This window comes from Janthinobacterium sp. GMG1, assembly GCF_034427795.1.
In the GTDB taxonomy this organism is placed as follows: Bacteria; Pseudomonadota; Gammaproteobacteria; order Burkholderiales; family Burkholderiaceae_D; genus Janthinobacterium.
On record NZ_JAXQNT010000005.1, the window covers coordinates 162,254 to 185,846 of the forward strand.

The following is a 23,593-nucleotide window of genomic DNA, read 5'->3' on the forward strand; positions in this document are numbered from 1 at the left end:
AAAACTGAAAATAATTACGTGGAGCGGGCCGCCACCGTGGCCCAGTAGCGCGTGAAGTACGTCACTTGCAGCCCGTGCGAGGCGCACAGGCTTTCCAGCACGGCGTCGATATCGTCGAGGCGGTAGGTGCCCGTGACGGGGCGGCGCGCCACTTTGGTGTCGCAGACGAGACGCCCGCGCCGGTAGCGCGCCAGTTCCGCAACCAGTTGTTGCAGCGGCCAGTCGGCCGCCACCAGCATGCCGCGCAGCCAGCTGTCCTGGTGCGCAGGCATGGTCTGCACGTCATCCGCGCCAGTTGCGCTGAAGCGTAGCTGCTGTCCAGCTTCCAGGCGCCGCACGGCATCCGGGCGCGCAGCGCAGCGCACTTCCACGGCATGTTCGTAGACGCTGACGGTGCTGCCATCGCCATCGCAGCGCACGCCGAAGCGCGTGCCCAGCGCGCGGATCACGCCGTGCGGCGTGTCGACGAGGAAGGGGCGCGGGTCGGGCGCCGTCGTGATCATGATTTCGCCATGATGCAGGCGGATGCGGCGGTGCGTGGCGCTGTAAGCGACATCCAGGGCGCTATCCGTATTCACTTCCAGGCGCCCGCCATCGGCCAGGGTGACGTGGCGGCGCTGGCCCGGCGCCGTGCGCAAGGACGCCGTCAGGGCTTGCCATGGGTCCGATTGCAGGCCCACCTGGCCCAGCGCGATGCCGCCGCCGGTTGCCACCAGCAGCGCGAGTATCTTGGCGGCCGCGCGCCGGCGCTGCTGCGCCGCCTGCAGGGCGGGAATCGCCAGTGCTGCCGGTATCGCGCCCAACTGGCCGTCCATACGCTGCAGCAGCTCCCAGGCCCGTTCATGTTCTGCGCTGGCGTCGCGCCATGCCTGCAGCGCTGCCGGGTCGGCGCCGCCGCACTGGAGCTCCACATGCCAGTGGGCGGCGGCGGCCAGCACCTTGCGGGGGATAGGCGACGAAGGGGAGGCGGATGCGGCGAACATCAGGCGGCCGCCAGCATCAGGCATTCCGTATAGGCGCGCACCAGGTGCTTTTTTACGGTGGGCAGGGAGACGCCGAGGCGCCGGCTGATGTCCACGTAGCTCAGTTCTTCGATCTGCGCCAGCAGGAAGATGGCCCGCGTGCGGGCACCCAGGCCGTCGAGCAGGCGGTCGATGGCGAGCAGGGTTTCGATAATGATGGCATGCGTTTCGGCGCACATCGATACAGGCTCGGCTTGCTGCGCCAGCGCTTCCAGGTAAGCTTGCTCCAGCGCCTGGCGCCGGTAGCGGTCGATCAGCAAGCCGCGCGCAATGGTCGCCAGGTAGCCGCGCGGCTCGCGCAGGGGCGCCAGCGGTGTCACCTCGCGCTTGCCCATCAGGCGCAAGAACGTATCCTGCGCCAGGTCGGCCGCCTCGGCGCGGTTGCCCAGCTTGCCGCGCAGCCAGCCATACAGCCAGCCGTGGTGCTCGCTGTACAGGGTTTTCAGGTGGACGGCATGGACGGCATGGACGGGACTGACGGTACTCACTGCGTTCTCCAGGCAAGGAAAGGGCTGGGCTGACGGAACGCGGGGTGCCGGCTGGCTGGGCTGTTTGAGAATGATACTCATTATCACATTGCCACGCTGCCGGCGTCAATTGGCGTCGCCGCCCAGGCGCCAGCGCAGCTGCCATTGTTGCAGATTTGCCCAAGCCGTCTGGAGTGCGCCAGCGGACCAGTGCAGCAGGCTATCGAACGCCAGGACGGTGCGCTGCCAGTGGATACCGTCGAAAAACACGTGGTCGGCCACGATGGTGGCGGCCAGCCAGGCGGCGATGATGACGATGATGTCGTGGCGGCCGCTTTTCCACCAGCGCAGCGAGTGGCGGCGGAAAATCCATGGCACACCCAGCGGATTGGGCCAGTCGGCCAGCAAATGCATGATGCCGCCGGCGGCAAAGCCGAACAGGGGCGGCGCCCACAGGTGGTGCGGCAATTGCAGGTAGGTGTAGACGAGCAGGGCGATCCACGCCAGGCCCCAGTGCGTCCATGTGCGGTGCGTGATCCATAGCCGGTGCGTGCGCGCCCACCAAGCCACTTCCAGCCAGTCCGGCGCCGTGCCGCCCAGCGCGCCCATGACAAAGGCGAGCATGCTCAGCACTTGATAGGGACCACCGGCGCCAGCGTGCGCGACCAGGGCCGCGGCGATCACGCCGGCAGCCCAACCGGTCGCATGATGCGCTTTGTTGGAAGCCATAGAAAATGTAAAACGCCATGCGTGGCGTTGTGTGAAATGCAGGGGATATTAACTGGATGAATATACAGTATGCAAGGGCTTGGAGGGGTGCTATTTGCAGAATATCGGCCGATAATTTGTTAAATTGTGTGTCGGGAGAGCTTGGCCAGCGGACTCGGCAAGTCATGCCGGGCGGTCAAGTGTGTTGTGCGGCTGATAATGCAATCGGCGCAGGGCGCGCTATGCTGAAAGCAGTCCTGTGTTTTGAAGAGGTGTCGCCATGAAAATCCCGCGCGAATTACAGATTCCCGCCATCGTATTTACGCTGGAAGCGGTGTTTATTTTTGGGCTGTCGATGATTTTCCTGGTACTGGTACCGCGCTAGCTAGTGTTTGAGAGCCGTTGTATCAGGCGGTTAGCACGCTGTCGCACAGCGCCGCGCCTTCGGTGCGGATGATCCAGCATTCGGGATACGGTTCGCTGGCGAAGCGGTTATGGCGCGCAAAGCCGCTGAGCTTGTCGAGCGCGGTGGCAGGGGCCAGCGCGGTTTCCTTGCCGCTGGCCGTGTCCAGGTGCCAGAAACCACCGTTGCGGTGGAAGAGCACGGGCAGGCAGCTGGCCTGCGGCGTGGCAAGGTGGTTTGCCGGCGTGGGCTGGGCTTCTGGCAGCAACAGGTAAAAACACTCGGCGCGGGCGCCGTGGTCGATGCGGTGCAAGATCACGCCGTGCGCGAGCAGGGCCGTGACGCTGAGCACGACGATGCCCTTGATGCTGGCAGATAATTCGATGCGCATGCCCAGGCGCAGGGCGACGGGCTTGTGCTTGCCGGGCCACACGCCGTCGAGCAGCACGCCATAGCGCGATACATCCTCGATTTCAAAGCCTTGCTGGCCGCGCCGGATGATGGCGTGGCGGCCCGACAGGCGGCGCGTCAAGCCATTGTTGTCCTGGCCGTCGGGACTGAAATGGCTGAGCAGCACATCGGCTTCCGGGTCGACCAGCTCAAAACGCCCCAGCATGCATTCTTCCAGCGCGAACAGGCGGATCTGGCGCTGCTCTCCCGCTTCCGGCGCCGCATTGACGAGGCAGGCGGCCTGGCTCGGGTGCGGATGGCAGTGGCTGGCGGCGGGCAGGTCGACCTCGATCAACTCTTCGTCCCAGGCGATGGTGGTAAAGCCCATGTCGATCTTGCCTTGTGGCGCAGACAGGTCCACGTGGGCAATGCCGGCATTGCGTGCCGTCACGTCAAGGTTGCAGCCGTCGCCGCCCGTGACGCGGGCAATCGACGCGTCGTCGGCCATCACGCGCACGTTCTTGTGGGTGCTGAGGAAGATCTGGTGGATCTCCGTCAGGGTGGCGTCGCGGCGTGGCACGAGGATGACAAACGTGCATACCCATTTCTGCGCCACGGCGCCATCGACGTGGCTGTGTACTTCGACTTCGATCTGGTATTGCCCGTGTTCCTTGTTGCGCGAGGAAAACTCGACAAATACGGGACGCCAGTCGCCGCGCGTGGTGCGCACGAAATCATGCTGCACGTGGCCGCGCGGGATCAGGTCCGAGCGCAGGCGCAAGGTCAGTTGCGGCGCGCAGGCGGCGCTCATGCCGCGCAATTCCATTTTTAAGGTTTGCCGTCCGCCTGCCGCGCGCGGATCGAAGCCGCTGATGTGCAGGTGGGCTTGCACGGGCTGGTAAGCAGGATGGGCGGCTGTGGCAACCGTGGCGACGGCGGCAGGCGAAGCCGCTGGCGTGGACGCCGGCATCGCCGTGGGAATGCGGCTGGGCAGCGCTGGCGCGACTATGCCCATCAGCGGTGCGGTAACGGCGTCAGCAGCAGGGGCGTGCGCATTCTCCGTTGCCGATGGCTCGGAACGGGCGCTGCGCAGTGCGGTCAACAGGTCGTAGCTGCTGGGGGCAGTCGTTGCTTGCGGGTGGTTGCCCGCGCAGACTGTTTCCCCAGGCAAGACCCAGAACGTACAGTGCGGGTGCTCCGGGTTGCTGCATTTTTTCATGACTTTCTGACTCGAATCGAGCGGGGACATTTTGCCCTCTGTTATACATGAGAGCTTACGCGCTTTTGCGCTTGCTTGGCAACTTTCACGACACCGGAATGCGCTCTTTTTACCCAAATTCATGCGCCTGATCACAGCTTGTCATGCCTGCCATGGAAACTATTGCTCAAAAACACATTTTATATCTTTCTAGATATGTAATTTGATATCGCATGGAATTTCTTTCCCACCGATGCGCGTGCGTGCCGGCTGGGCATTTTAGGCGCGCGATGCGAGCCTCGCGGCATTTTTGCATTATGCTGGTGCAACCGTTACCCCACACGCCGCCTGACGCCGAAAGACGACCATGCCTGTCCAACGTCCGTTCCAGCTTGCCATAGCCTATGGCGCCACCTTGTGCGTATTCCTGGCCATCGATGCCCTGTGGCTGGCGGTGCTGATGAAACCCGTGTACGCCGCGGCGCTGGGGCCGTTACTGGCGGAGTCTCCCCGCTGGGCGCCGGCCGTGCTGTTTTATTTGCTGTACGTGGCGGGATTGCTGGTCTTCGCCATCTTGCCCGGCCTGCGCGCGCGCCGCGGGCGCACGGCGGCAGCGCTGGGGGCGCTGCTCGGCCTGCTTGCCTACGGCACCTATGATTTGAGCAACTATGCGACCTTGCGCGACTGGCCGCTGGCCTTGACGGTGATCGACATGGCCTGGGGCGCCGTGCTGTCCTCCGTGTCGGCGTCGGCCGGTTATCTGGCTGCTAGCCGCCTGGGGCGGTGAATTCCGCATCGAAGCGCAGCGCCACCACGGTAATGTTGTCGCTATGCAAGCCTTTTGGCGGATGCGAGAGGAAATCGTCGAACAGGGCGCTGACGGCCTGTGCCGCAGTCTTGCCGGCACACAGGGCGGGCCAGCGGGCCGTGAGAGCTAGCGGATCCTCGCAAGCCCAGAAACCATCGCTGGCCAGCAGATAGTGGGCGCCGGGCCGCACGCGCAGCACGCGGCGGTCGCCCAGGTGCGCGAGGAAGGTTGGCAAGGTGGCTGCATCGAGGCTGCGCAGGGGCTTGTCGAGCTGCAAGCTGTCGCTGATGGCGTTACCTAAAATGAATGCCTGCGAGATTTGCGGATGGTGCTCGCCATGCACGGCGGCACGCCAGCGCGTCTCGTCGAGCGCGCCGCGCATGGCGTACACGGTGGCCGGCACGTGGTCCACGGTGAGGATGCTGGCCGTGCCGTCGGCGATTTCATACAGGCGCGAATCGCCCACGTGATACAGCAGCGGCGCTTCGCCGGGCGGCACTTCCAGCAAGGTCAGGGTGGTGCCGGGCGGTCGCGCCTGGGCTGGCGCGGCACTGGCGAAACTGTCCTGCAGCCGTGTGTGCAACTCGTCGAGCCTGGTCGCCAGGCTGACCGTGTCGAGGCAGGCGGGCATGGCCAGCAAGCCTTGCACGGCCGCTTCCGCCGCTTCGCGCCCGTGGCCGTGGCCGCCCATGCCGTCGAGCACGGCGGCGCGCACGTGGCCGCGCGGCCAGCCCGGCACCTGGCAGTGGAACGGCGCCTGCCGCGACAGGCAGACGGCGTGGCCGCTGGCGTCGATCAGCAGGAAGTTGTCCTGGTTTTCGCGGCGCGGCAGGGGGCCGGCACCTACGCTGGTGCCAGCGGCGGCATCGAGCCAGGCGCCGAAGTCGAGCTCGTCTTTGATTAAATGCATCGGTTGGTGCGGTCCAGGCGGCCAGCAATGTTGATCATAGGACACAGCTTAGCCGATATTGTGTGGGCGCGATACCTTGCTCATTTCGCAAAAAAACCTGCGGCAGCAGGCTGGCGCAGGTTTTTCATGGTGCAAGTGCAGGGCGGTGCTTAACGGCGATGGCCCCAGCCGTGACCACGGCCATGGTCGTGGTCATAATAGTCGCGGCGGCCATGGTCGCGGTAGTAGCCGCGGCCCGGTTGCACGTAGACGACAGCCGGCGGGCCGTAATAGCGTGGCGGCGGCGCGTAATACACTGGCTGCGGGGCAGGGGCGTAGTACACGGGCTGCGGCGCAGGCGCATAATAGGTTTCGCGGTAACCGCCGCGATAACCGCCACGGTCGTAATAACGGTCATTCGTGCTGATGCTGTTGCCGACGGCGGCGCCAAGCACGCCACCGACGATCGCGCCATTGCGGCCGCCGGTGCTGTTGCCAATGGCCGCTCCGACAACGGCGCCTGCAACGGTATTGAAGTCGCGGTCACCGGCGACTGCGGCCGAAGACACAGCCACTGCCGCTACCATTACCGCACCCAGGAGTTTCTTGTTCAACATGGCATTTCCTTCCATTCCGGCGAGATCACAATGATCTGCATGGAGTGGACTATATCTGCTGTCGCCAGCATGTTCCACGTCTAATACAACTTATTACAATCCTGCCCCGGCGGTAACAAGTCAGCGCAGGCGTGCCTGCCATTCGGGACGCAGCAGGCTGTACATTTTGACATCGCGCATCACGCCGTTGATGAAAAACGCCTGGCGCAGCAAGCCTTCCTGGGTAAAGCCGTTCTTTTGCGCGATGCGCTCGGAACCGATGTTCAGCGGGTCCATCAGCAGTTCCAGCCGGTGATACGGATAGGCGTTGAACAGGTAGTCGACCAACAGGCGCGTCGCTTCGCTGATGTAGCCGCGTCCGTCCCGCTGCCGGTCGAACAGGCGGTAGCCGATCTCGCGCGAGGCTGGCGTGCGGCTCTTGAAGTGCGTGATCGTGCCGATGATGTGCTGTGATTGGTCTTCGATGAGGAACAGTTCGCTGTCCTCTGTCACAAATCCCGTTTGCAGGAAGTCGCGCCGCATGGCCTCGGGCGACTTGAACTGCATCGAGAAAAACTCGCCGCGCGAAGGCAGGTCGTTGACGAGGGAAATATAGGTATTCAGGTCGGCGGCCTGCAAATGCCGGACGGTACAGAGTGTTCCCTTGAGCATGGCGGTTTCCGGTAGCGATCACGATCCTGATGGTAATCGACTCTTGGGGAAACAGGCAATCGATGCCGTAAAAGTTGCTGCAATGACAGAATAAATACGCTATCGTAGAAAAAGTCGCGCCTTGCCCATGGCCACGGCGTACCCGCTCCGACCTCGTAGACTGGATTTGAACACATGCATAGCATCCTGACTGGCGCGCCACTGCGCCGTTCCGCAGTATCCCTTGCCCTTGGCTGCATCGTCAGCGCCGGCGCCTTTGCCGCCGCGCCAGGCAATACGCCGCAAGCGCTGGCACAGGTGCGCGACACCGCGCTGCAAAGCGACTGGGCATATGCCCGCCTGGCCGACATGACGGATCTGATCGGCCCGCGCCTGTCCGGCTCCGCCGGCGCCGCCGCCGCCGTGCAGCAAGTGGCCGACACCATGCGCCAGCTGGGCGCCAAAGTCACCCTGCAGCCCGTGAAAGTGCCGCACTGGGTGCGCGGCGTGGAAACGGCGGAAATCGTCGACTACGCCGGCCGTCCGCAGGGCGTCAGCCAGCGCGTGGTGCTCACCGCTCTGGGCGGCTCCGGCGCCACGCCGGCCGCCGGCCTGACGGCGCCCGTGATCATCGTCAAAAGCCTGGAAGAACTCAAGGCCCGCGCGGCGGAAGTGAAGGGCGCTATCGTGCTGATCGACACGCCGTTCGACCAGGAGATGGCCGAACGGGGCCTGGCCGGCGTCACCTACGGCCAGGGTTCGCGCTCGCGCTTCCTCGGACCGAAGGCGGCGGCCGACCTGGGCGCGGCCGCCGCGCTGGTGCGCTCGGTCGGCGGCGCCGATTTCCGCATCCCGCACGCGGGCGCCACGGGTCTCGACGACAATAAACGCATTCCCGCCGCCGCCGTCACTGTGGAAGACGCCTTGCTGATGGGCCGCCTGGCCGCACGCGGCCCTCTGAAAATGCACCTGACCCTGACGCCGCAAAACCTGCCGGAAGCGGACAGCTACAACGTCATCGCCGACTGGCCGGGCACGGACAAGGCCGACGAAGTGGTGGTGGTTTCGGGCCACCTCGACTCCTGGGACCTGGCGACCGGTGCGCACGACGACGGCGCCGGCGTGGTGGCGGCCATGGGCGTGGTGGAGACCCTGAAAAAGCTCGACTACCGCCCGCGCCGCACCATCCGCGTGATCGCCTGGATGAACGAGGAAAATGGCGGCCGTGGCGGCCAGGCCTATTTCGAGGCCCACAAGCAGGCGCTCGGCAAGCAATATGCGGCCATCGAGATGGACAGCGGCGCCGGCCGCCCGTTCGGCATCCTCGCCAGCGTGGGGCCGAAGTCGGAAAAACTGTTCGCGCCCCTGCGCGCGGCGCTGCTGCCGATGGGCGCGCACGCGTTCACGCGCCGCGACGCGCTGGGCACGGGCGACTTGCACCGCCTGGAAACGGGCGGCGTGCCCAGCTTCGAGCCGCTGGTCGATAGCCACAGTTACTTCCACTACCACCACACGGCGGCCGACACCTTGGACAAGGTCGACCCGGATAACCTGAAGCGCAACGTGGCGCTGATGTCGTCGCTGGCCTGGTTCCTGGCCAATATCGACGGCGAGATTGGCCGCGCGCCGGAGCAGGGCGAGTAAGCGCCAGCAACGCGTGCTCAGGTAAAATCCATGTCGCTACCCGACCTGAACCTGTTGATCACCCTCGATGCGCTGCTGGCCGAAGGCAGCGTCACGCGCGCCGCGCGGCGCTTGCGTTTGAGTCCATCGGCCATGAGCCGCGCCCTGGCGCGCCTGCGCGAGACGACCGGCGATCCGCTGCTGGTGCGCGCCGGCCGTGAACTGGTGCCCACGCCGCGCGCGCTGGAGCTGCGCGCAAGAGTTGGCCCCCTGTTGAACGAGGTGCTGGGCGTGCTGGGGCCGGCGCAGCAGCTCGATCCGCGCCAGCTGGAGCAGACTTTCACGCTGCGTGCGAGCGACGGTTTCGTGGAAAATTTCGGTCCGGCGCTGCTCGCGCATATCGGCGCGCAAGCGCCGGGCGTGCGTTTGCGCTTCGTGCAAAAGCTAGACCGCGAAAGCGTGCAGCTGCGCGAGGGCAGCATCGACCTGGAAACGGGCGTGATCGGCAGTCTTACCAGCCCGGAAGTGCGCACGCGCAGGCTGTTCGGCGACCGTTTCGTGGGCGTGGTGCGCAGCGGCCATGCGCTGGCGCAAAGCGAGATCAGCGCCGAGCGCTATGCGGCCGGCCAGCATGTGCTGGTGGCGCGGCGCGACCAGGATACGGGGCCGATGGACGATGCGCTGGCCGCGCTGGGATTGCAGCGCACGATCGCCAGCATCGTCGGCGGCTTCACGGCGGCGCTGGCGCTGGCCGCCGGCTCGGACCTGATCGCCACCGTGCCGGAACGGCATACGGGCAATCTGCGCGCCGGCATGTTCAGCTTTGCGCTGCCGCTGCGCATACCGGAGCTGACCGTGTCGCTGATGTGGCATCCGCGCATGGATGCCGACCCGGCCCACCGCTGGCTGCGCGGCTGCGTGGTCGACGCCTGCGCCGGCCAGATCGGCGCCGTTTGACGCCGCCGGCGCCTGTCTTCTAGCGCTGCACCGGTCCGTCGAAGCCGCCCGCCATGGCCGTGTAGCCATGGGCCGTGGCGATGGCCACGTCGCGGTGGGCCGTCACCAGCTGCTCCTGCGTGGCCAGCGCGATGCGCTCTGCTTCGAGCACGCCGAGCAGGCTTTCCGCGCCTTCCTGGTAGCGCACCCTGGCCAGGCGCGCGCTGTCCTGCGCCAGCTGGTGCGCCTCGCGCAGTGCCGCATGGCGGCTGCGCAGCTGCACCCATTGCGCGATGGCGCTGTCGGTTTCTTCCAGCGCCAGCGCCAGTGCCTTGTCGAAGCTGGCCTGCGCGGCCAGCACGTCGGCGCCGGCCGCGCGGGCGCGGGCGCGGCGCGTGCCGCCATCGAACAGCGGCAGGGTAAAGGCGGCGCCCGCATGCCAGCGCGCCGCGTCGCCGCCATGCCAGTCGCCGGCCACTCCGGAGGCGCCGAACAGCGCGCCCAGGCTGATGCGCGGGAAGCGCTCGGCGATGGCGGCGCCTTCGCGCGCGCTGGCCGACGCCAGCGCGCGTTCGGCCGCGCGCACGTCGGGCCGGCGCAGCAGCAGGTGGGCCGGTTCATCCGTCAGCAGGGTCTGCGGCAGCGCCAGCGGCATCGGCTGGTCGAGCGCCGCCAGTTCCGGCGCATCGAGCCGCTGCCCCGTGAGGGTCGCCAGGCGGTTGCGCGCCGCGCGCTCATCAAAGTTCAGACTGGGAAGGCGGGCGCTGGCCAGGCGCATCTGCGCCTCGGCGCGCATGCGTTCGGCCGGCGCGGCCCGGCCCGCGCTTTCGCGCTCGCGCACCAGCCGCAAGGTGCCGGACTGGTTGGCTAATTGTTCTTCCAGGCTGGCGCGCATCTGCTGCGCGCCGCGCAGCGTCAGGTAGGCGTCCACCACCTGCGCCAGGATCAGGCGCCGCACGTCGTCGCGCACGGCAGCGCGTTCGTCCGCCGTGGCCTCGGCCGCGGCGATGCTGTGGCGCACGCGGCCGAACAGGTCGAGTTCCCAGCTGAAGACGGCGTTCCACTGTACCGGCGAAGCGATGTGCGGCTGGCCGTCGCGGCTCCCGATCGCCGCCAGACGCGCGCGCCCGGCCTGGACATCGAGGTCCGCCGCCGGCAGGCGGGCGCCGCGCGCCGCTTGCGCAAATTCGCTGGCGCTGGCCAGGCGCGCGGCGGCGATGCGCACGTCGTCATTGTCGTGCCAGGCGCGTTGCACTAATTGCTCCAGCCTGGCGTCGCCCAGTGCTTGCCACCACAGCGCTGGCGGTGCGCCGGCCTGCAGCTCCGGTGCGCCGGCTGCCGAGGGCAGGACCGGCAGCTGCGCAATATCGAGCGCCCGCGTCGCCGTGGGCGTGCCGACGCTGCAGCCGGCCAAGGCCAGCAGCGTGGCCGCCAGCAAAGGCGCCGCGCGGCGCCGGCTCAGCAAGGTGAAAAACAACGGTGTAAACAACAGGCCGGACACGGTCACGCCCAGCATGCCGGCAAAGACGGCCGTGCCCATCGACTGGCGCATTTCCGCGCCCGCGCCGGAAGACAGCATCAGCGGTATCGCGCCCAGCAAAAAGGCCAGCGACGTCATGAGGATGGGCCGCAGGCGCGTGCTGGCGGCGGCGATGGCCGCCTCGCGCGCATCGGCGCCGGCCGCCATCGCCTGGCGCGCGAATTCGACGATCAGGATGGCATTCTTGGCCGCCAGGCCGATCAGCACCACGATGCTGATCTGCGTCAGCACGTTGTTGTCCAGGCCGCGCCACGACACGCCGACCAGCGTGGCCAGCACGCAGCTGGGCACGATCAGCACGACGGACAGGGGCAGCAGCCAGCTTTCAAACAGGGCCGCCAGCAGCAAATATACGAGCAGCACGGCCAGGCCCAGCACCATGCCGGTGCTGCCGCTCGCGTGTTTTTCCTGCAGCGCCAGTTCCGTCCACTCGTAGTCGAAGCCGTCCGGCAGGCGCGCCTTGAGCAGTTCTTCCATCGCGGCGATGGTTTGCCCCGTCGAGTAGCCAGGCCTGGTGCTGCCCTGGATTTCGGCCGCGGGATACAGGTTGTAGCGCGGCACGCGGAATGGCGCCGTGCCTTCGCTGAAGGCGGCTACGCTGCCCAGCGGGACCATGTCGCCGTTGGCGGTGCGCGTCTTCAGGGCTGCCAGGTCGGCCACGCTGCGCCGGTAGGGCGCGTCCGCCTGGGCGGTGACGCGCCACACCCGGCCCATCAGGTTCATGTCGTTGACGAACACGGGCGCCATGTAGCTTTGCAGGGTTTCGTTGAGGCGCAGCAACGGCACGCCCAGGTATTCGGCCTTGGTGTGGTCCAGCTCGACCTTGATCTGCGGGCTCATGGCGTTGAACGGCGTGAAGGCGCCCGTTACCGAGGGCAGCTTGCCCGCTTCCTCGACGATGGCGCGCGCGGCCGTCTGCAAGGCTTGCGGTCCCTGGCCGCCCGTGTCGCGCAGCATCAGCTTGAAGCCGCCACCCGTGCCGATGCCGCGCACGGACGGCGGCGGTATCACCATCACGCGCGCCGTGCTGATGGGCGCCAGCCTGGCGCGCATGGCGGCCAGCATGGCCGGGCCGTCCAGGCCATCGCTGGCGCGCGCGCCGAAGTCCTTGAACATGGTGAAGATGACGGCCGTGTTGGGCGCGGACGTAAACGTGGCGCCATCGGTGCCGACGAAGGCGGCCGTGTGGGCCACGCCGGGGTGGCTCAACAGGCGGGCCGTGGCATCCTGCACCACTTCGCTGGTGCGCGCCAGGGTCGAACCGGCCGGCAGCTGGATCGAGACGATGGCGTAGCCGCGGTCCAGCTGCGGCACGAAACCATGCGGCGTCACGTCCAGGCGCCACAGGGTCAAGCCCGCCAGCAGCAGGTACACGGGCAGCATCAGCCAGCGCCGCGAGAGGATGCGCCCCGTCAGCCGCACGTAGCCGCCCGTCAGGCGGGAAAAGCCGCGGTTGAAAATGCGCATCCAGCGCGCGCCCAGGCTGTTGGCATCGTGCCGCGGCTTGAGCAGCAGCGCGGCCAGGGCCGGCGACAGCGTCAGCGACACCAGCGCCGAGATCACGGTGGAGGCGGCGATGGTGACGGCGAACTGGCGGTAGAACATGCCGGAGATGCCGTCGATGAAGGCCGTCGGCACGAAGACCGCCACCAGCACCAGCGCGATGGCGACCAGGGCAAAGCCCACTTCGTCCATGCTGCGCTGCGCCGCGGCGACGGGGCTCATGCCGTCCTCCATGTGCCGCTCGACGTTTTCCACCACCACGATGGCGTCATCGACGACGATGCCGATGGCCAGCACCAGGCCGAACAATGACAGGGTATTGAGGCTATAGCCCATCGCCGCCAGCACGCTGAAGGTGCCGACGAGGGACACGGGAATGGCCAGGATGGGAATGATGGCGGCGCGCCACGAGCCGAGGAACAGCAGCATGGCCAGGCACACCAGCAGGGCCGCCTCGAAGATGGTGTCGCGCACCTTGTCGATCGAGGAGCGGATGAATTCAGTCGGATTGTAATAGCTGTGGTAGGCGACGTCCTGCGGGAAATCGGCTTCCATCCTGGCCAGCAGGTCCAGCACGCGGTCGCCCGTGGCCAGCGCGTTCGAGCCGGGCAGCAGGCTGATGCTCAGCGCGATGGCCGTGCGGTTGTCGACGAAGCCGCTTTCCGTGTAATCCTGCGCGCCCATCTCGACGCGCGCCACGTCGCGCAGGCGCACCACGCCGCCGCCGGCATGGGCGGCCACGACGATGGCTTCGAATTCGGCCACGTCGCGCAGGCGGCTTTGCGCCTGCACCTGTACCTGGAAGGCGCCGTCGCTGCCGCCGGGCGGCTGGTTCAATACGCCGCCGGCGACCTGGGAATTAGCTTGCCGCACCGCCGCGATCACTTCCGGCGCCGTCAATCCCAGCGAGGCCACGCGCGCCGGGTCGAGCCAGATGCGCATCGAGAAGTCGCGCGCACCGCGCGTGTAGATGTCGCCCACGCCTTCGACGCGGGCCAGCTTGTCCTTGATGGCCGTGCCGATGAAGTTGGAAATGTATTGCTGGTCGCGCGTGCCTTTGGGCGAATCGAACAGCACCACCATCAGCTGGTCGGGCGATGCCTTCTTGACGGCCAGCCCCAGGCGCCGCACGGCATCGGGCAGGCGCGCCTCGGCCACCGCCACGCGGTTCTGCACCAGCGACTGGGCCTGTTCGACGTTGGTGCCCGCCTTGAACACCACGCTGATGGTCAGCTTGCCGTCGCCCACCGATTGCGAGGACAGGTAGAGCATGCCGTCGACGCCGTTGATTTCCTGTTCGATCGGCGCGGCGACGGTATCGGCGATTTCCTGCGCCGAGGCGCCAGGATAGTTGGCCTTCACGGTCACCGTGGGCGGCACGATCTCGGGAAACTCCGAGATCGGCAGGCGCATGGCCGATACTGCACCCACCAGGGTGATGAGGATGGACAGCACGATGGCAAACACGGGGCGGCGGATGAAAAATCGGGAAAAACGCATGCTCTCTCCTTATGCGCCGCTGGCGCGCGCAGCGGCCACCAGCACTTGGTCGCCCGGGCGCACCTTGGCCGCGCCGGAGACGATGACTTTATCGTGCGGTCCGAGGCCGGACAGCACGATCTGCTTGTCGCCCCGCAGGCCGCCCAGTGCCAGTTTGCGCGGCGCCACCTTGCCCGCCGCGTCCACGACGAACACCATCTTTTTGTTCTGGTCGCTGAGTATGGCGGCGTCGGGCACCAGCAGGCGCTCCTGCGCCGCGCCGACGGGGATGCGCACGCGCGCAAAGCTGCCCGGCATGATGGCGCGGTCGGCGTTGGCCAGGCTGGCGCGCAGGCGCACGGTGCCCGAGCGGGCGCTGATTTCGTTGTCGACAAAGTCCACGCTGGCATCCTGCGCGGGGCCGCCGCCGTCGAATGCCAGTTGCACCTTCGATGGCAGTTTGCTTTGCTGGCGCAGGCGCTGGAAATCCGCTTCCGACAGGTCGACCATGGCGCGCACGGGGCTGTGCGCGACGATGGTGGTCAGTATGCCGCTTTGCGCCGCGCCGCCGGCCACGTAGTTGCCGACATCGACGCGGCGGTCCGACACGGTGCCGGCGATGGGCGCGCGCATGGTGGTAAAAGACAGTTCCAGTTCGGCGCTGCGTAATTCCGCCTGGCTCAGCATGACGGCCGCCTGCGCGCCTTCCAGTTCGCCGCGCGCCCGTTCCAGCTCCTCGGTGCTGGCTGCGCCCGTTTGCTGCAGCCGGCTGCTGCGCTCGAACTGGGCCGTGGCCAGCTTGCTGCGTGCATTGGCCTGGGCCAGGCCGGCCCGGGCACGGTCGCGCGCCGCCGCGAAGGGGCGCGGGTCGATGACGAACAGCGCATCGCCGGCCTTGACCTGCTGGCCATCGCGAAAGGTGATCTGCTGCAAATAGCCCGACACGCGCGAGCGCACTTCCACGCGCTGCGACGGTTCGATGCGGCCCGTGTAGTCGAGGGTCGCCTGCACCATCGACGATTCGGGCAGCGCCACGGACACGGTGGGCTTGGGCGGCGGGCCGCCAGGCGCGGCCTGGGAACGGCCGCAGCCGGATAACGTGGCGTTGCAGGCCAGGGCCAGCAGCAGTAACAGCGGGACGGGCAGGGACGGGATCGGACGGTGGCGCATCATGCGGGGTCTCCAGAAGGCGTGGGTGGCTTGGCCAGGGCGCGGCCGAGCGCGAAAATGGCCAGCGCGGCGAGCACCAGCGCGCTGGCCACGCCAAAGGTGGCGTGCATGCCGCCGATCATGGCGGCTGGCGGAGCACTGGCGATATCGCTGATGCCGGCAGCGAAGACGGCGCCCATCACGGAGGCGCCCGTGACGAGGCCCAGATTGCGCGACAGATTGAGCATGCCGGAGATGACGCCGCGCAGCTCGGGAACGATATCGCCCATCACGGCCGTATTGTTGGCTGCCTGGAACAGTGCATAGCTGGCTGTGAGCAGCATGATCGGGACGACATAGCCGGCAATGCCCAGGCTGGCGGGCAGCAGGGCCAGTGCCAGGCAGGCGAAGGCCGCGCCGCACAGTCCCGCGCCGCCCATGCGCTGCGCGCCGTAGCGGTCCACCAGCCAGCCGGACGGCACGCCGCAGAACGCCGCCACCAGCGGTCCGGCTGCCAGTACCATGCCGGTGGCGGCCGTGCCCAGGTCCAGGCCGCGCGCCAGGTAGAAGGGGCCGACCACCAGGGTGGACATCATCACCGTCGAGACCAGCATGCTGGTCGCCAGGCCGGCGCTGAGCACGGGCGCGCGCAGCATGGCCAGGCGTATCAGCGGCGCCGGCGCCTTCAGTTCGACCCGGACAAACAGGATGGCGCCAACGCAGGCGGCCAGCAGCAGCGCCACGTTGCGCGCGCCGAAATGGCCGCGGCCCAGGGTCATGGCCAGCGCATAGGCGCCCAGGGTCAGCGCCAGCAGCACCGTGCCGCGGTGGTCGAAGACGGGCCGTTGGGCGTGCGCGCCGCGCTGGTCCGCCGGCAGGTAGCGCCAGGCCAGCAGCAGCGCCACGCCGGCCAGCGGCACGTTGACGAGGAAAATGGCTGGCCAGCCGAAGCGCGCGATCAGCAGGCCGCCCAGCGCGGGGCCAAGCGTGGTGCCGACGGCGGACATGGTGCCGAGCAGGCCCATGGCGCTGCCCGTCCTGGCCTTGGGCACGGTACTGCCGACGAAGGCCATGGTCAGCGCCATCATGACGGAGGCGCCCAGTCCCTGCAGGGCGCGCGCGGCAACCAGCAGCCACAAGGTGGGCGCCAGGGCACACAGGATGGAAGCAAGGGCAAACAGCGCGATGCCGGCCAGCAGCAGGCGGCGCCGGCCGACCATGTCGCCAAGGCGGCCCACGCTGACGATCAGGGCGGTGATGGCCAGCAGATACGCGAGCACAATCCATTGCACATCCTGGAACGGCGCCTGCAGTGCTCTCGCCATGTCGGGCAAGCCCACGTTGGCGATACTGGTGCCCAGCGCGGGCAACAGCATCGCCAGCGACAGGCAGGCAAGCGCGCCGCGCACGGGGCGCGTGGCGCTACCGGCTTCGGTGGCTTGCTGGTCGGGTAGCGCGGGTTTTGAAGGTGGTTGCATGGCGTGGCGGATCCTCGAATAGGGTCACCACATGGTACTGAGGGATCTGGCATGGCGGAAGACGCATCATTTGCATTGTGTTATTGCGTTTGACGCCATGTGAGGAGCATTGCCTTCGGACTTCAATCTGAGTAACCCTGCATATCGTCCGCCGTATCGTGACGGATGCCCCACCACGGCAAATACGCATGGTTTTCGCCGCGCGCGCGGAACCAAGGCTTGTCGTGATTGATGGGCCGTACCTTGTCCGGCGGCGACACCAGCACGCCCGTGACGCTGGCAGGATCGCTGGTGCCGGCCACCAGCACGGGTTTGCCGACGTGGTTCGCATGGGCGATGCCCAAGGCCACGTTGGTCAGCGCCGTGCCGGCGCCCATTTCACCCAGCAAGGCCGGCGTATTGAAAGTCTGCGGCAGGAAGTCGAAGTTGGGTATTTCCAGCGTCAGCGCCTGCGCCAGCTGGCCCAGGCGATCGGAGGAGGTGAGCAAGGTCTGGTTGGCGTCGTGGATGACGTAGCCAATATCGGTCTCCGTCTTGCCGCCCTGGCGCGCCGCTTCGGCAAATAGCGCCTGCCAGGCCTGCCAGGCCTGCACGGCGCGCGGCGGCTGGTCCTTGCTCAGTTCAAAATCGGCCACATTTTTCGTGGCCGGATAGCCTATCCACGCCAGCGCCGCCCGCTCCGTTTTGTAATCAGGGCCGGCCAGCACCAGCAGCGCCAGGTTTTCATTGATCTGCATGGTTTTCGGCCGGCTCGGCGCATCCCAGTTCATGACCCATACGGTTTGCTGCGGATGCGCTTCCAGGTAGGCCAGCGCGGCTTGCAGCGAGATGAAGCCTGCATTGTTGCCGCCCAGGGTGATGCGCACATCGGGTGGGGTGGCGCGGGTCCAGAGCGTGGGGAAGTGGGTGTTGCCGATGTCGAAGTTGCTGATAATTTCATCTTTTATTGTCTGATGAACTTCTGGCGGATCGAATTTCCCTTCAGGCAGGGCATACTCCACGCGGATGCCGGCCAGTTCGCGCCAGTTCTGTTTTTGATCCTTGGGGTAGACGTGGTAGAAGTAGGTGGGGCTGGAAAAATAGATATCGTGGAAATTGCTCATCAGTTCTTGTAAATACTTATGGTGGTAACCCTTGAACGTTTCCCTGCCATTGATATCGTGAGCAATGGGGGCGACGGCCTGCAAGGTGCTGAAGCCCCTGGGATCCGTCCTGACCATATCGTCATTTTCGTTGGGCTTGGCCAATCCCAACGTCCATAGCAGCTGCCACTCGGTCGGATAGTCGAGCCGCTGCAGCGGATTGAGCCACTGCAGGCCCACCACTTGCGCTCGGAAGGGAACGTGGGCCGTGCTTGCTGGGAGAGCGTCTTCTTTCTGCGCAGGCTGCACGGCGCAGGCCGTCAATAGCGTAAATAGGGAGAAAGCGGCGAGCACGGGTAGCGCAAGGAACTGTTTCATGAGTTCTCCAGGTGAATGGATAGTCTGGTGACCTGCATAGCTTGACCAGTTGAGCCAGAGCGCAAGGCAAATGACAATGAGAGATGCGGCGAGCGCCCAAGCCAGTCGCTGGCGCGGCGTGGCAATGAACTTACGCACCGTCGGTCCTCAGCGCAAAGTTGGTGGAAATGTCGGCAGGCCTGGCATTCTGGCGCTCGTCAACGATGCTTTCTGGTTTTTTGGCGGGGCTATCTTTATCATTTGCCCATTCAAATAGAGGTACTCCTTTAAATTTCCCCTTGTTGTAGTACTCGAAAAATTCTTTGTTTTTGTCGGTATTCTCCAGTCCTCTTAGTATTTGCCAATCCGCCGCGACCCTTAATTCGCGCAACGCCTCCTGCCTGATCGTGCACACCCCCACCGCCACGTCATACGCCAGTGCCTTTTGCGCATGCTCGGGATTGGTCATGATGGTCGAGTGATCGGTGGCGTGGGTGTCGATGTTGGCAGCCAGGTAGTTCTGAATTTCCTGCTTGCGCCAGGCATTGAATTCCTTGCTAGCCTCCTCCGGCTTGTCCACCGCCGTCACAGGCTTGCCTTTTTCGACCCAGCCGTCGCGCCTGGCCTGCATGCGCAGCATGGCGTTCTGTTCATAGCGCAGCGCCGCCTCGGTTTGCGCATCGCCCTTGCCCTGGGAACGGTAGGGCGCATACGCGCCATCGGCTTCGGCGGCGCGGTCTTTGTGCAGGGAGTCGGCCGGGGCATCGCAGCCTTCGTCAAACTGGTCGCTGATGTCGGCAAAGCGCTTCGAGTGCGGCAGGAATGCCTCGGGCAGCTTGGGCGCCTTCATCGGCAGCCGCCAGGACTTGGGCGGCAGGGCGTTGATGCGCGTGCCGGCTGCTTTGGGAAGCACGATGGCGATGGGCGCGAACAAAAAGGTCAGTATCTTGCGTCCGATGCCTTTGCCGGCCCGCATGCCCTTTTTGATCGAGTACTCGGCGACAAGTGAACGCGGGTGCCAGAAATCGAGGCTGTCCGGCGTCAATGGCTGGCCATTGCGCTGCCAGATATCGTAGTCCTTTTCATTTTCCTGGCCGACAAGGTGGTTTTGCGCAAACACGCGCTGGGTGAAGACGCCGTCGCCGCCCGTATTGGCAATTTCCTGTGCCGACAAGCCGCGCCAGCCTATGCCTTGCACGGGCGTGGCGGAAATCACCTGGTCGTGCGGATTGAAATACAGGGTGACCCTGCCATAGGTAGAGTCCTGCAAGCCATAGTCTGCGCGGTCGAACGCGGCCGTATAGCTATCCTTGCGTTCAGGCTTGCGATTGGCACTGCACTCGTCGACAAAGGCGGCATCCTGCTGCATTGCCGAGCGGGTGCGCAGGATGTTGAAAAACGTTTTCAAGGTTTGCGTGCGCGCCGCATACTTTTGCCGGCCCGTGTTGCCGTGCTCATCCGTCAAATGGCCGCTGACCCAGTTTTCCGTGAAATTGCTGTCGAGCAGGCTGTAGGGCGGGTTGCACAGTACGTAACAGTCGGCCACGGCGGAAGCGCCCAGCGTCTCGCCGAGAAAGGCGGCCGCCATAGCCACCATATTGCCCTGGCTATGACAGACGATGGTGACGGGCGCGTCGTGCTGGCACGTCCTGATCGATTGCACGAGCCGCGCCAGGCGCCAGGCGGCGAACACAAAATACGGGCGTGGCGGACAGGCATACACTTGCCGGTCATTCGTCGGGTTCATGTGCTGGATATGCATCCACAGGAACAGTTCTTCCGACAAACCTTTGCCCCACAGATCAGGCAGGGCGCTGCAGCCGTTGGCGAACGGTCCGCCGCCCCAGTAATTCTTTTCGTTGAGATAGATGCCGTCGCCAAACGCCTGTAATTCCTCACCGTTGGCCTTGTAGCCCCAGCGAAAGCGGATCACAGGCGAATTGGCGTCGTCCGCTTGCAGGAAGGTGGTGGCATTGCGCTTGGGATTGAGGAAGCCGTCATCCGTTAATTCGGGTGCGTAAGTGGCGGCCAGCATCTGCCCGGCGGCCGGGCCGGGGATTGCCAGGTCCTCATCGCGGCGTTTCAGGCGGGCATTCAGGCCTTCGCACAGGCCTTGTTCCGCCTGCTCATACCATTCACCGTTGGAATTGACGCCGTGCACGAAGATGATGATGCCGGGACGCGGCAAGCGCGTGACGGCCTTGAGCAGCGCATGGCTGAACAAGGTCGTGCCTTCGGCTTCGGCGAGCAGGATGCAATTGGTATCGAGCGTAGGGTCGGGCGACATGCGGGCGCTCCGTCAGCGTTAAGCAGGAAAAGGCGGCGCCCAAGCGAACTCAGGCAATCTGCACTATATGCGGATTGCCTGAGGTGGGACTTGCGTGGTATCAAGAAAGGAGGCGCGGCGGGCGGGGAATGCCGGGGAAATCAGATCGCGTTCAGCGGTATTTTGAGGTAGCGCACGCCGTTGTCTTCCGGCTCGGGCAGCTTGCCCGCATTGATGTTGACCTGGATGGCGGGCAGGATCAAGGTCGGCATGTCGAGGGTGGCATCGCGGCTGGTGCGCATGGCCACGAATTGGTCTTCCGTGATGCCGTCGCGCAAGTGGATGTTGCCTGCGCGCTGTTCCGCCACCGTCACTTCCCAGCGCGCCTCGCGGCCATTGGGCGGGTAGTCGTGGCACATGAACAGCCGCGTTTGCGGCGGCAGCGACAGCAAGCGCTGCGCGGAGCGGTACAGCAGGGCAGCGGAACCGCCGGGAAAATCGCAGCGGGCCGAGCCCACGTCCGGCATGAACAGGGTGTCGCCGACAAAGACGGCGTCGCCGATCTGGTACGCCAGGTCGGCCGGCGTGTGGCCGGGCACGTGCAGCGCGCGCACTTCCAGCTTGCCGATATGAAACACCTGGTCGGGCGCGAACAGCTGGTCGAATTGCGAGCCGTCGGCCCTGGCGTCATCCTGGTGGTAGACGGCCGCGAACGCCTGCTGCACCGTCTGGATGGCGGCGCCGATGGCCACGTCGCCGCCCAGCTGCTGCTGCAGGTAGGGCGCGGCGGAAAGGTGGTCGGCATGCGCATGGGTTTCCAGCAGCCAGCGGCACTGCAAGCCGTGTTCGCACACGAAGGCGATCACCTTGTCGGCCGAAGCGGTGGACGTGCGGCCCGCCTTGGGATCGTAGTCGAGCACGGAATCGATGATGGCGCAGTCGCGGCCATCGGCCTCATACACAACGTAGGTGACGGTGGCGGTGGCGGGGTCGAAGAAAGCTTGGATTTGTGGAGTCATCACGGCGGCAAGGGACGGGCAAGGGAAGGGCATTATATCGCCAGAGTTCGCTAAAAAAATGCTGAAAATGGACATTTAACATGCGAAAAACAGATAAGCGCCCGTCACAGTCGTGCGCACCCTGACGCTTGCTGCATGGTAACCTCATTCTTCCAAGGAGGAATTCATGAACGATATCACTGCACGCAGCGAACAGTACCGCGGTTTTACGATTTCCGTGACCCCGCAAAAGGATAACGACGATTTATGGGATTTTACCTACCGCCTGCAGCGTGAGGGCGAGCCGCAGGCGCAGGCGATCACGCGCAGCCGCACCCTGGGCGGTTACGCGGCCCCCGAGACGGCTTGCACGGCTGGCCTGGAAGTAGCGAAGACGGAAGTGGATAATCTGCTGCGCCCTTGAGCCAGCGTAAATCGTTTAGCCCGAAAGTGAGCGGACTACGGCTGGCGCGTGAAACACGTCGCTGCCAGCCGCGCTTCATGCTACGATTTCCACTATTGAGTCAGTCACGAAGGAGGCACCCCATGGATAGCAGTTCTAAAATTCACTATAAAGGCTGGGAAATCGTTCCCCTGGCCGTGCCCACCACCGATGGCAAATGGTCGGCCAGTTGCGATATCGAACGCGCCACCGCGGAAGGCCTGGAAGTATTCGAAGGCTCGACCATGCAATTCGTGCGCGACGACGAGGACGGCGCGATTGCCGCCGCCTGCGAAGAAGCCGTGCGCCAGATCGACAATATCATCGCCAATCCGCTGGTTAGGCTGGCCTAGTTTTACTTCGAAATATCACTCTCAGCCGGCGCTCGCCGGCTGTTTTTTTTATTCCCGCTCTTTTTCTGCCTGTTGCATGTTTCATTCAATGTTTCAAAATGAATTTCTTGAAACAATTATGAAACATTGTTGACGCCAAACGTGACATCGCTGTTCCCTCGCGTGACAGCCACGCTGCGTGGCCGCTACAGCCGTTTGCTCGCCTTTTCGCTCTGCAACAACGGGTTTTTCCTCTGGTCGAAGGGTCCTGGCACGGCATTTGCAATACCCATGCTCATAGCCACTCCGTGAAACATTCGGGACCATCCGAAACCCATAAGGTGAACACATGACTCAATACTCAGCAGGTGCCGCATTCCGCAAGGCCGTCCAGGAAGAATCCCCGTTGCAAGTCGTCGGCGCCATCAACGCCAACCACGCCTTGCTGGCCAAGCGTGCCGGCTACAAGGCTATCTACCTGTCCGGCGGCGGCGTCGCGGCCGGCTCGCTGGGTTTGCCCGACCTGGGCATTTCCAGCCTGGACGACGTGCTGACCGATATCCGCCGCATCACTGACGTGTGCGACCTGCCGCTGCTGGTCGACGCCGACACGGGCTTCGGTTCGTCCGCCTTCAACGTGGCGCGCACGGTGAAATCGATGATCAAGTTCGGCGCGGCCGGCCTGCATATTGAAGACCAGGTGGGCGCCAAGCGCTGCGGTCACCGTCCTGGCAAGGAAATCGTGAGCAAGGAAGAAATGGTCGACCGCATCAAGGCCGCCGTCGATGCGCGCACGGACCCGAATTTCGTCATCATGGCGCGCACCGATGCGCTGGCCGTCGATGGCCTGGAAGCGGCGTTGGAACGCGCCGTCGCCTGCGTCGAAGCGGGCGCCGACATGATCTTCCCGGAAGCCATCACGGATCTGGACATGTACGCCACCTTCGCCAAGGCCGTCAACGTGCCGATTTTGGCCAACATCACGGAATTCGGTTCCACGCCGCTGTTCACGCTGGACGAATTGCGCAGCGCGCACGTGGGCCTGGCCTTGTATCCGCTGTCCGCCTTCCGCGCCATGAACAAGGCGGCGGAAAACGTGTACCAGGCGCTGCGCCGCGACGGCACGCAAAAGAATGTCGTCGACACCATGCAGACGCGCATGGAGCTGTATGAATCGATCAATTACCACGACTTCGAGCAAAAGCTCGATGCGCTGTTCGCCGCGCAAAAGAAATAAGCAGAAATAAGCAAGAAGCAGGGGCCGCATGCCGGCCCC

Annotated in this window: 19 protein-coding genes; 6 read left to right on the forward strand and 13 right to left on the reverse strand. The window is 65.3% G+C overall.

Annotated features, from left to right (window positions below):
• Window positions 1-14 precede the first annotated feature (14 nt).
• The 4 genes from SJI03_RS15590 to SJI03_RS15605 all read right to left on the reverse strand — a co-directional run bounded on the left by SJI03_RS15590 (window position 15) and on the right by SJI03_RS15605 (window position 4,209).
• Complete coding sequence (locus tag SJI03_RS15590; protein WP_322427785.1) at window positions 15-983, reverse strand: FecR domain-containing protein; 969 nt, start codon at window positions 981-983, stop codon at window positions 15-17.
• On the reverse strand, window positions 983-1,510 hold the full coding sequence (locus SJI03_RS15595; protein ID WP_322427787.1) for a sigma-70 family RNA polymerase sigma factor: 528 nt from the start codon (window positions 1,508-1,510) through the stop codon (window positions 983-985). The genes SJI03_RS15590 and SJI03_RS15595 overlap by 1 nt, the downstream gene beginning before the upstream one ends.
• Before the next feature lie 105 nt (window positions 1,511-1,615).
• Complete coding sequence (locus SJI03_RS15600) at window positions 1,616-2,218, reverse strand: metal-dependent hydrolase (RefSeq protein WP_322427788.1); 603 nt, start codon at window positions 2,216-2,218, stop codon at window positions 1,616-1,618.
• Between the two features lie 386 nt (window positions 2,219-2,604).
• Window positions 2,605-4,209, reverse strand: coding sequence for an FHA domain-containing protein (locus SJI03_RS15605; protein ID WP_322427789.1), 1,605 nt, complete (start codon window positions 4,207-4,209; stop codon window positions 2,605-2,607).
• Between the two features lie 346 nt (window positions 4,210-4,555).
• Here SJI03_RS15605 and SJI03_RS15610 point away from each other — a divergent pair, with 346 nt between their 5' ends.
• The gene (locus SJI03_RS15610) at window positions 4,556-4,975 is read left to right on the forward strand and encodes a DUF2177 family protein (RefSeq protein ID WP_322427790.1); all 420 of its coding nucleotides are present in this window, start codon (window positions 4,556-4,558) and stop codon (window positions 4,973-4,975) included.
• Here SJI03_RS15610 and SJI03_RS15615 read toward each other — a convergent pair.
• The 3 genes from SJI03_RS15615 to SJI03_RS15625 all read right to left on the reverse strand — a co-directional run bounded on the left by SJI03_RS15615 (window position 4,956) and on the right by SJI03_RS15625 (window position 7,153).
• On the reverse strand, window positions 4,956-5,906 hold the full coding sequence (locus SJI03_RS15615; RefSeq protein WP_322427791.1) for a PP2C family protein-serine/threonine phosphatase: 951 nt from the start codon (window positions 5,904-5,906) through the stop codon (window positions 4,956-4,958). The genes SJI03_RS15610 and SJI03_RS15615 overlap by 20 nt on opposite strands.
• A gap of 149 nt (window positions 5,907-6,055) precedes the next feature.
• Window positions 6,056-6,502, reverse strand: coding sequence for a glycine zipper 2TM domain-containing protein (locus SJI03_RS15620; protein ID WP_099378761.1), 447 nt, complete (start codon window positions 6,500-6,502; stop codon window positions 6,056-6,058).
• A gap of 120 nt (window positions 6,503-6,622) precedes the next feature.
• Complete coding sequence (locus tag SJI03_RS15625) at window positions 6,623-7,153, reverse strand: GNAT family protein (RefSeq protein WP_322427792.1); 531 nt, start codon at window positions 7,151-7,153, stop codon at window positions 6,623-6,625.
• 174 nt (window positions 7,154-7,327) lie between these two features.
• Between SJI03_RS15625 and SJI03_RS15630 the strand changes: the two genes are divergently transcribed.
• Together SJI03_RS15630 and SJI03_RS15635 are read left to right on the forward strand one after the other, a co-directional pair.
• On the forward strand, window positions 7,328-8,776 hold the full coding sequence (locus tag SJI03_RS15630) for a M20/M25/M40 family metallo-hydrolase (RefSeq protein WP_322427793.1): 1,449 nt from the start codon (window positions 7,328-7,330) through the stop codon (window positions 8,774-8,776).
• Between the two features lie 30 nt (window positions 8,777-8,806).
• A complete protein-coding gene (locus SJI03_RS15635; RefSeq protein ID WP_322427794.1) occupies window positions 8,807-9,712 on the forward strand; it encodes a LysR family transcriptional regulator in 906 nt (301 codons plus the stop codon).
• Between the two features lie 19 nt (window positions 9,713-9,731).
• Here the strand turns inward: SJI03_RS15635 and SJI03_RS15640 are convergent, their stop codons facing one another.
• From SJI03_RS15640 to SJI03_RS15665, 6 genes are all read right to left on the reverse strand, one after another.
• Window positions 9,732-14,234 (reverse strand): efflux RND transporter permease subunit, encoded by a 4,503-nt coding sequence (locus tag SJI03_RS15640; RefSeq protein ID WP_322427795.1) that lies wholly within the window; start codon window positions 14,232-14,234, stop codon window positions 9,732-9,734.
• Between the two features lie 9 nt (window positions 14,235-14,243).
• Window positions 14,244-15,386, reverse strand: a complete 1,143-nt coding sequence (locus SJI03_RS15645; protein WP_322427796.1) for an efflux RND transporter periplasmic adaptor subunit — start codon at window positions 15,384-15,386, stop codon at window positions 14,244-14,246.
• On the reverse strand, window positions 15,383-16,840 hold the full coding sequence (locus tag SJI03_RS15650) for an MFS transporter (protein ID WP_322427797.1): 1,458 nt from the start codon (window positions 16,838-16,840) through the stop codon (window positions 15,383-15,385). Before SJI03_RS15650 ends, SJI03_RS15645 begins: the two co-directional genes overlap by 4 nt.
• A 122-nt stretch (window positions 16,841-16,962) precedes the next feature.
• Entirely contained in the window at window positions 16,963-18,300 is a 1,338-nt protein-coding gene (locus SJI03_RS15655) for a virulence factor (protein WP_322427798.1), read from the reverse strand.
• 130 nt (window positions 18,301-18,430) lie between these two features.
• Window positions 18,431-20,566: an effector protein Tle3 domain-containing protein gene (locus tag SJI03_RS15660; protein WP_322427799.1), complete on the reverse strand. Its 2,136-nt coding sequence runs from the start codon at window positions 20,564-20,566 to the stop codon at window positions 18,431-18,433.
• A 140-nt stretch (window positions 20,567-20,706) separates the two neighbouring features.
• A complete protein-coding gene (locus tag SJI03_RS15665; protein WP_322427801.1) occupies window positions 20,707-21,564 on the reverse strand; it encodes an MBL fold metallo-hydrolase in 858 nt (285 codons plus the stop codon).
• A gap of 166 nt (window positions 21,565-21,730) precedes the next feature.
• On the opposite strand from SJI03_RS15665, the gene SJI03_RS15670 reads away from it, so the two are divergent.
• The 3 genes from SJI03_RS15670 to prpB all read left to right on the forward strand — a co-directional run bounded on the left by SJI03_RS15670 (window position 21,731) and on the right by prpB (window position 23,554).
• On the forward strand, window positions 21,731-21,967 hold the full coding sequence (locus SJI03_RS15670) for a hypothetical protein (protein ID WP_099378769.1): 237 nt from the start codon (window positions 21,731-21,733) through the stop codon (window positions 21,965-21,967).
• 122 nt (window positions 21,968-22,089) lie between these two features.
• Entirely contained in the window at window positions 22,090-22,338 is a 249-nt protein-coding gene (locus SJI03_RS15675) for a hypothetical protein (protein WP_100873472.1), read from the forward strand.
• A 328-nt stretch (window positions 22,339-22,666) separates the two neighbouring features.
• Window positions 22,667-23,554, forward strand: coding sequence for a methylisocitrate lyase (gene prpB / locus SJI03_RS15680; RefSeq protein ID WP_034783951.1), 888 nt, complete (start codon window positions 22,667-22,669; stop codon window positions 23,552-23,554).
• The last annotated feature ends 39 nt before the right edge of the window (window positions 23,555-23,593 follow it).

Excerpts from the sequence above, each read along its gene's own strand:
- SJI03_RS15590 (WP_322427785.1), bottom strand. The coding sequence starts at position 983 with ATGTTCGCCGCATCCGCCTCCCCTTCGTCGCCTATCCCCCGCAAGGTG.
- SJI03_RS15600 (WP_322427788.1), bottom strand. The coding sequence starts at position 2,218 with ATGGCTTCCAACAAAGCGCATCATGCGACCGGTTGGGCTGCCGGCGTG.
- SJI03_RS15605 (WP_322427789.1), bottom strand. The coding sequence starts at position 4,209 with ATGAAAAAATGCAGCAACCCGGAGCACCCGCACTGTACGTTCTGGGTC.
- SJI03_RS15610 (WP_322427790.1), top strand. The coding sequence starts at position 4,556 with ATGCCTGTCCAACGTCCGTTCCAGCTTGCCATAGCCTATGGCGCCACC.
- SJI03_RS15615 (WP_322427791.1), bottom strand. The coding sequence starts at position 5,906 with ATGCATTTAATCAAAGACGAGCTCGACTTCGGCGCCTGGCTCGATGCC.
- SJI03_RS15620 (WP_099378761.1), bottom strand. The coding sequence starts at position 6,502 with ATGTTGAACAAGAAACTCCTGGGTGCGGTAATGGTAGCGGCAGTGGCT.
- SJI03_RS15625 (WP_322427792.1), bottom strand. The coding sequence starts at position 7,153 with ATGCTCAAGGGAACACTCTGTACCGTCCGGCATTTGCAGGCCGCCGAC.
- SJI03_RS15630 (WP_322427793.1), top strand. The coding sequence starts at position 7,328 with ATGCATAGCATCCTGACTGGCGCGCCACTGCGCCGTTCCGCAGTATCC.
- SJI03_RS15635 (WP_322427794.1), top strand. The coding sequence starts at position 8,807 with ATGTCGCTACCCGACCTGAACCTGTTGATCACCCTCGATGCGCTGCTG.
- SJI03_RS15640 (WP_322427795.1), bottom strand. The coding sequence starts at position 14,234 with ATGCGTTTTTCCCGATTTTTCATCCGCCGCCCCGTGTTTGCCATCGTG.
- SJI03_RS15645 (WP_322427796.1), bottom strand. The coding sequence starts at position 15,386 with ATGATGCGCCACCGTCCGATCCCGTCCCTGCCCGTCCCGCTGTTACTG.
- SJI03_RS15650 (WP_322427797.1), bottom strand. The coding sequence starts at position 16,840 with ATGCAACCACCTTCAAAACCCGCGCTACCCGACCAGCAAGCCACCGAA.
- SJI03_RS15655 (WP_322427798.1), bottom strand. The coding sequence starts at position 18,300 with ATGAAACAGTTCCTTGCGCTACCCGTGCTCGCCGCTTTCTCCCTATTT.
- SJI03_RS15660 (WP_322427799.1), bottom strand. The coding sequence starts at position 20,566 with ATGTCGCCCGACCCTACGCTCGATACCAATTGCATCCTGCTCGCCGAA.
- SJI03_RS15665 (WP_322427801.1), bottom strand. The coding sequence starts at position 21,564 with ATGACTCCACAAATCCAAGCTTTCTTCGACCCCGCCACCGCCACCGTC.
- SJI03_RS15670 (WP_099378769.1), top strand. The coding sequence starts at position 21,731 with ATGAACGATATCACTGCACGCAGCGAACAGTACCGCGGTTTTACGATT.
- SJI03_RS15675 (WP_100873472.1), top strand. The coding sequence starts at position 22,090 with ATGGATAGCAGTTCTAAAATTCACTATAAAGGCTGGGAAATCGTTCCC.
- prpB (WP_034783951.1), top strand. The coding sequence starts at position 22,667 with ATGACTCAATACTCAGCAGGTGCCGCATTCCGCAAGGCCGTCCAGGAA.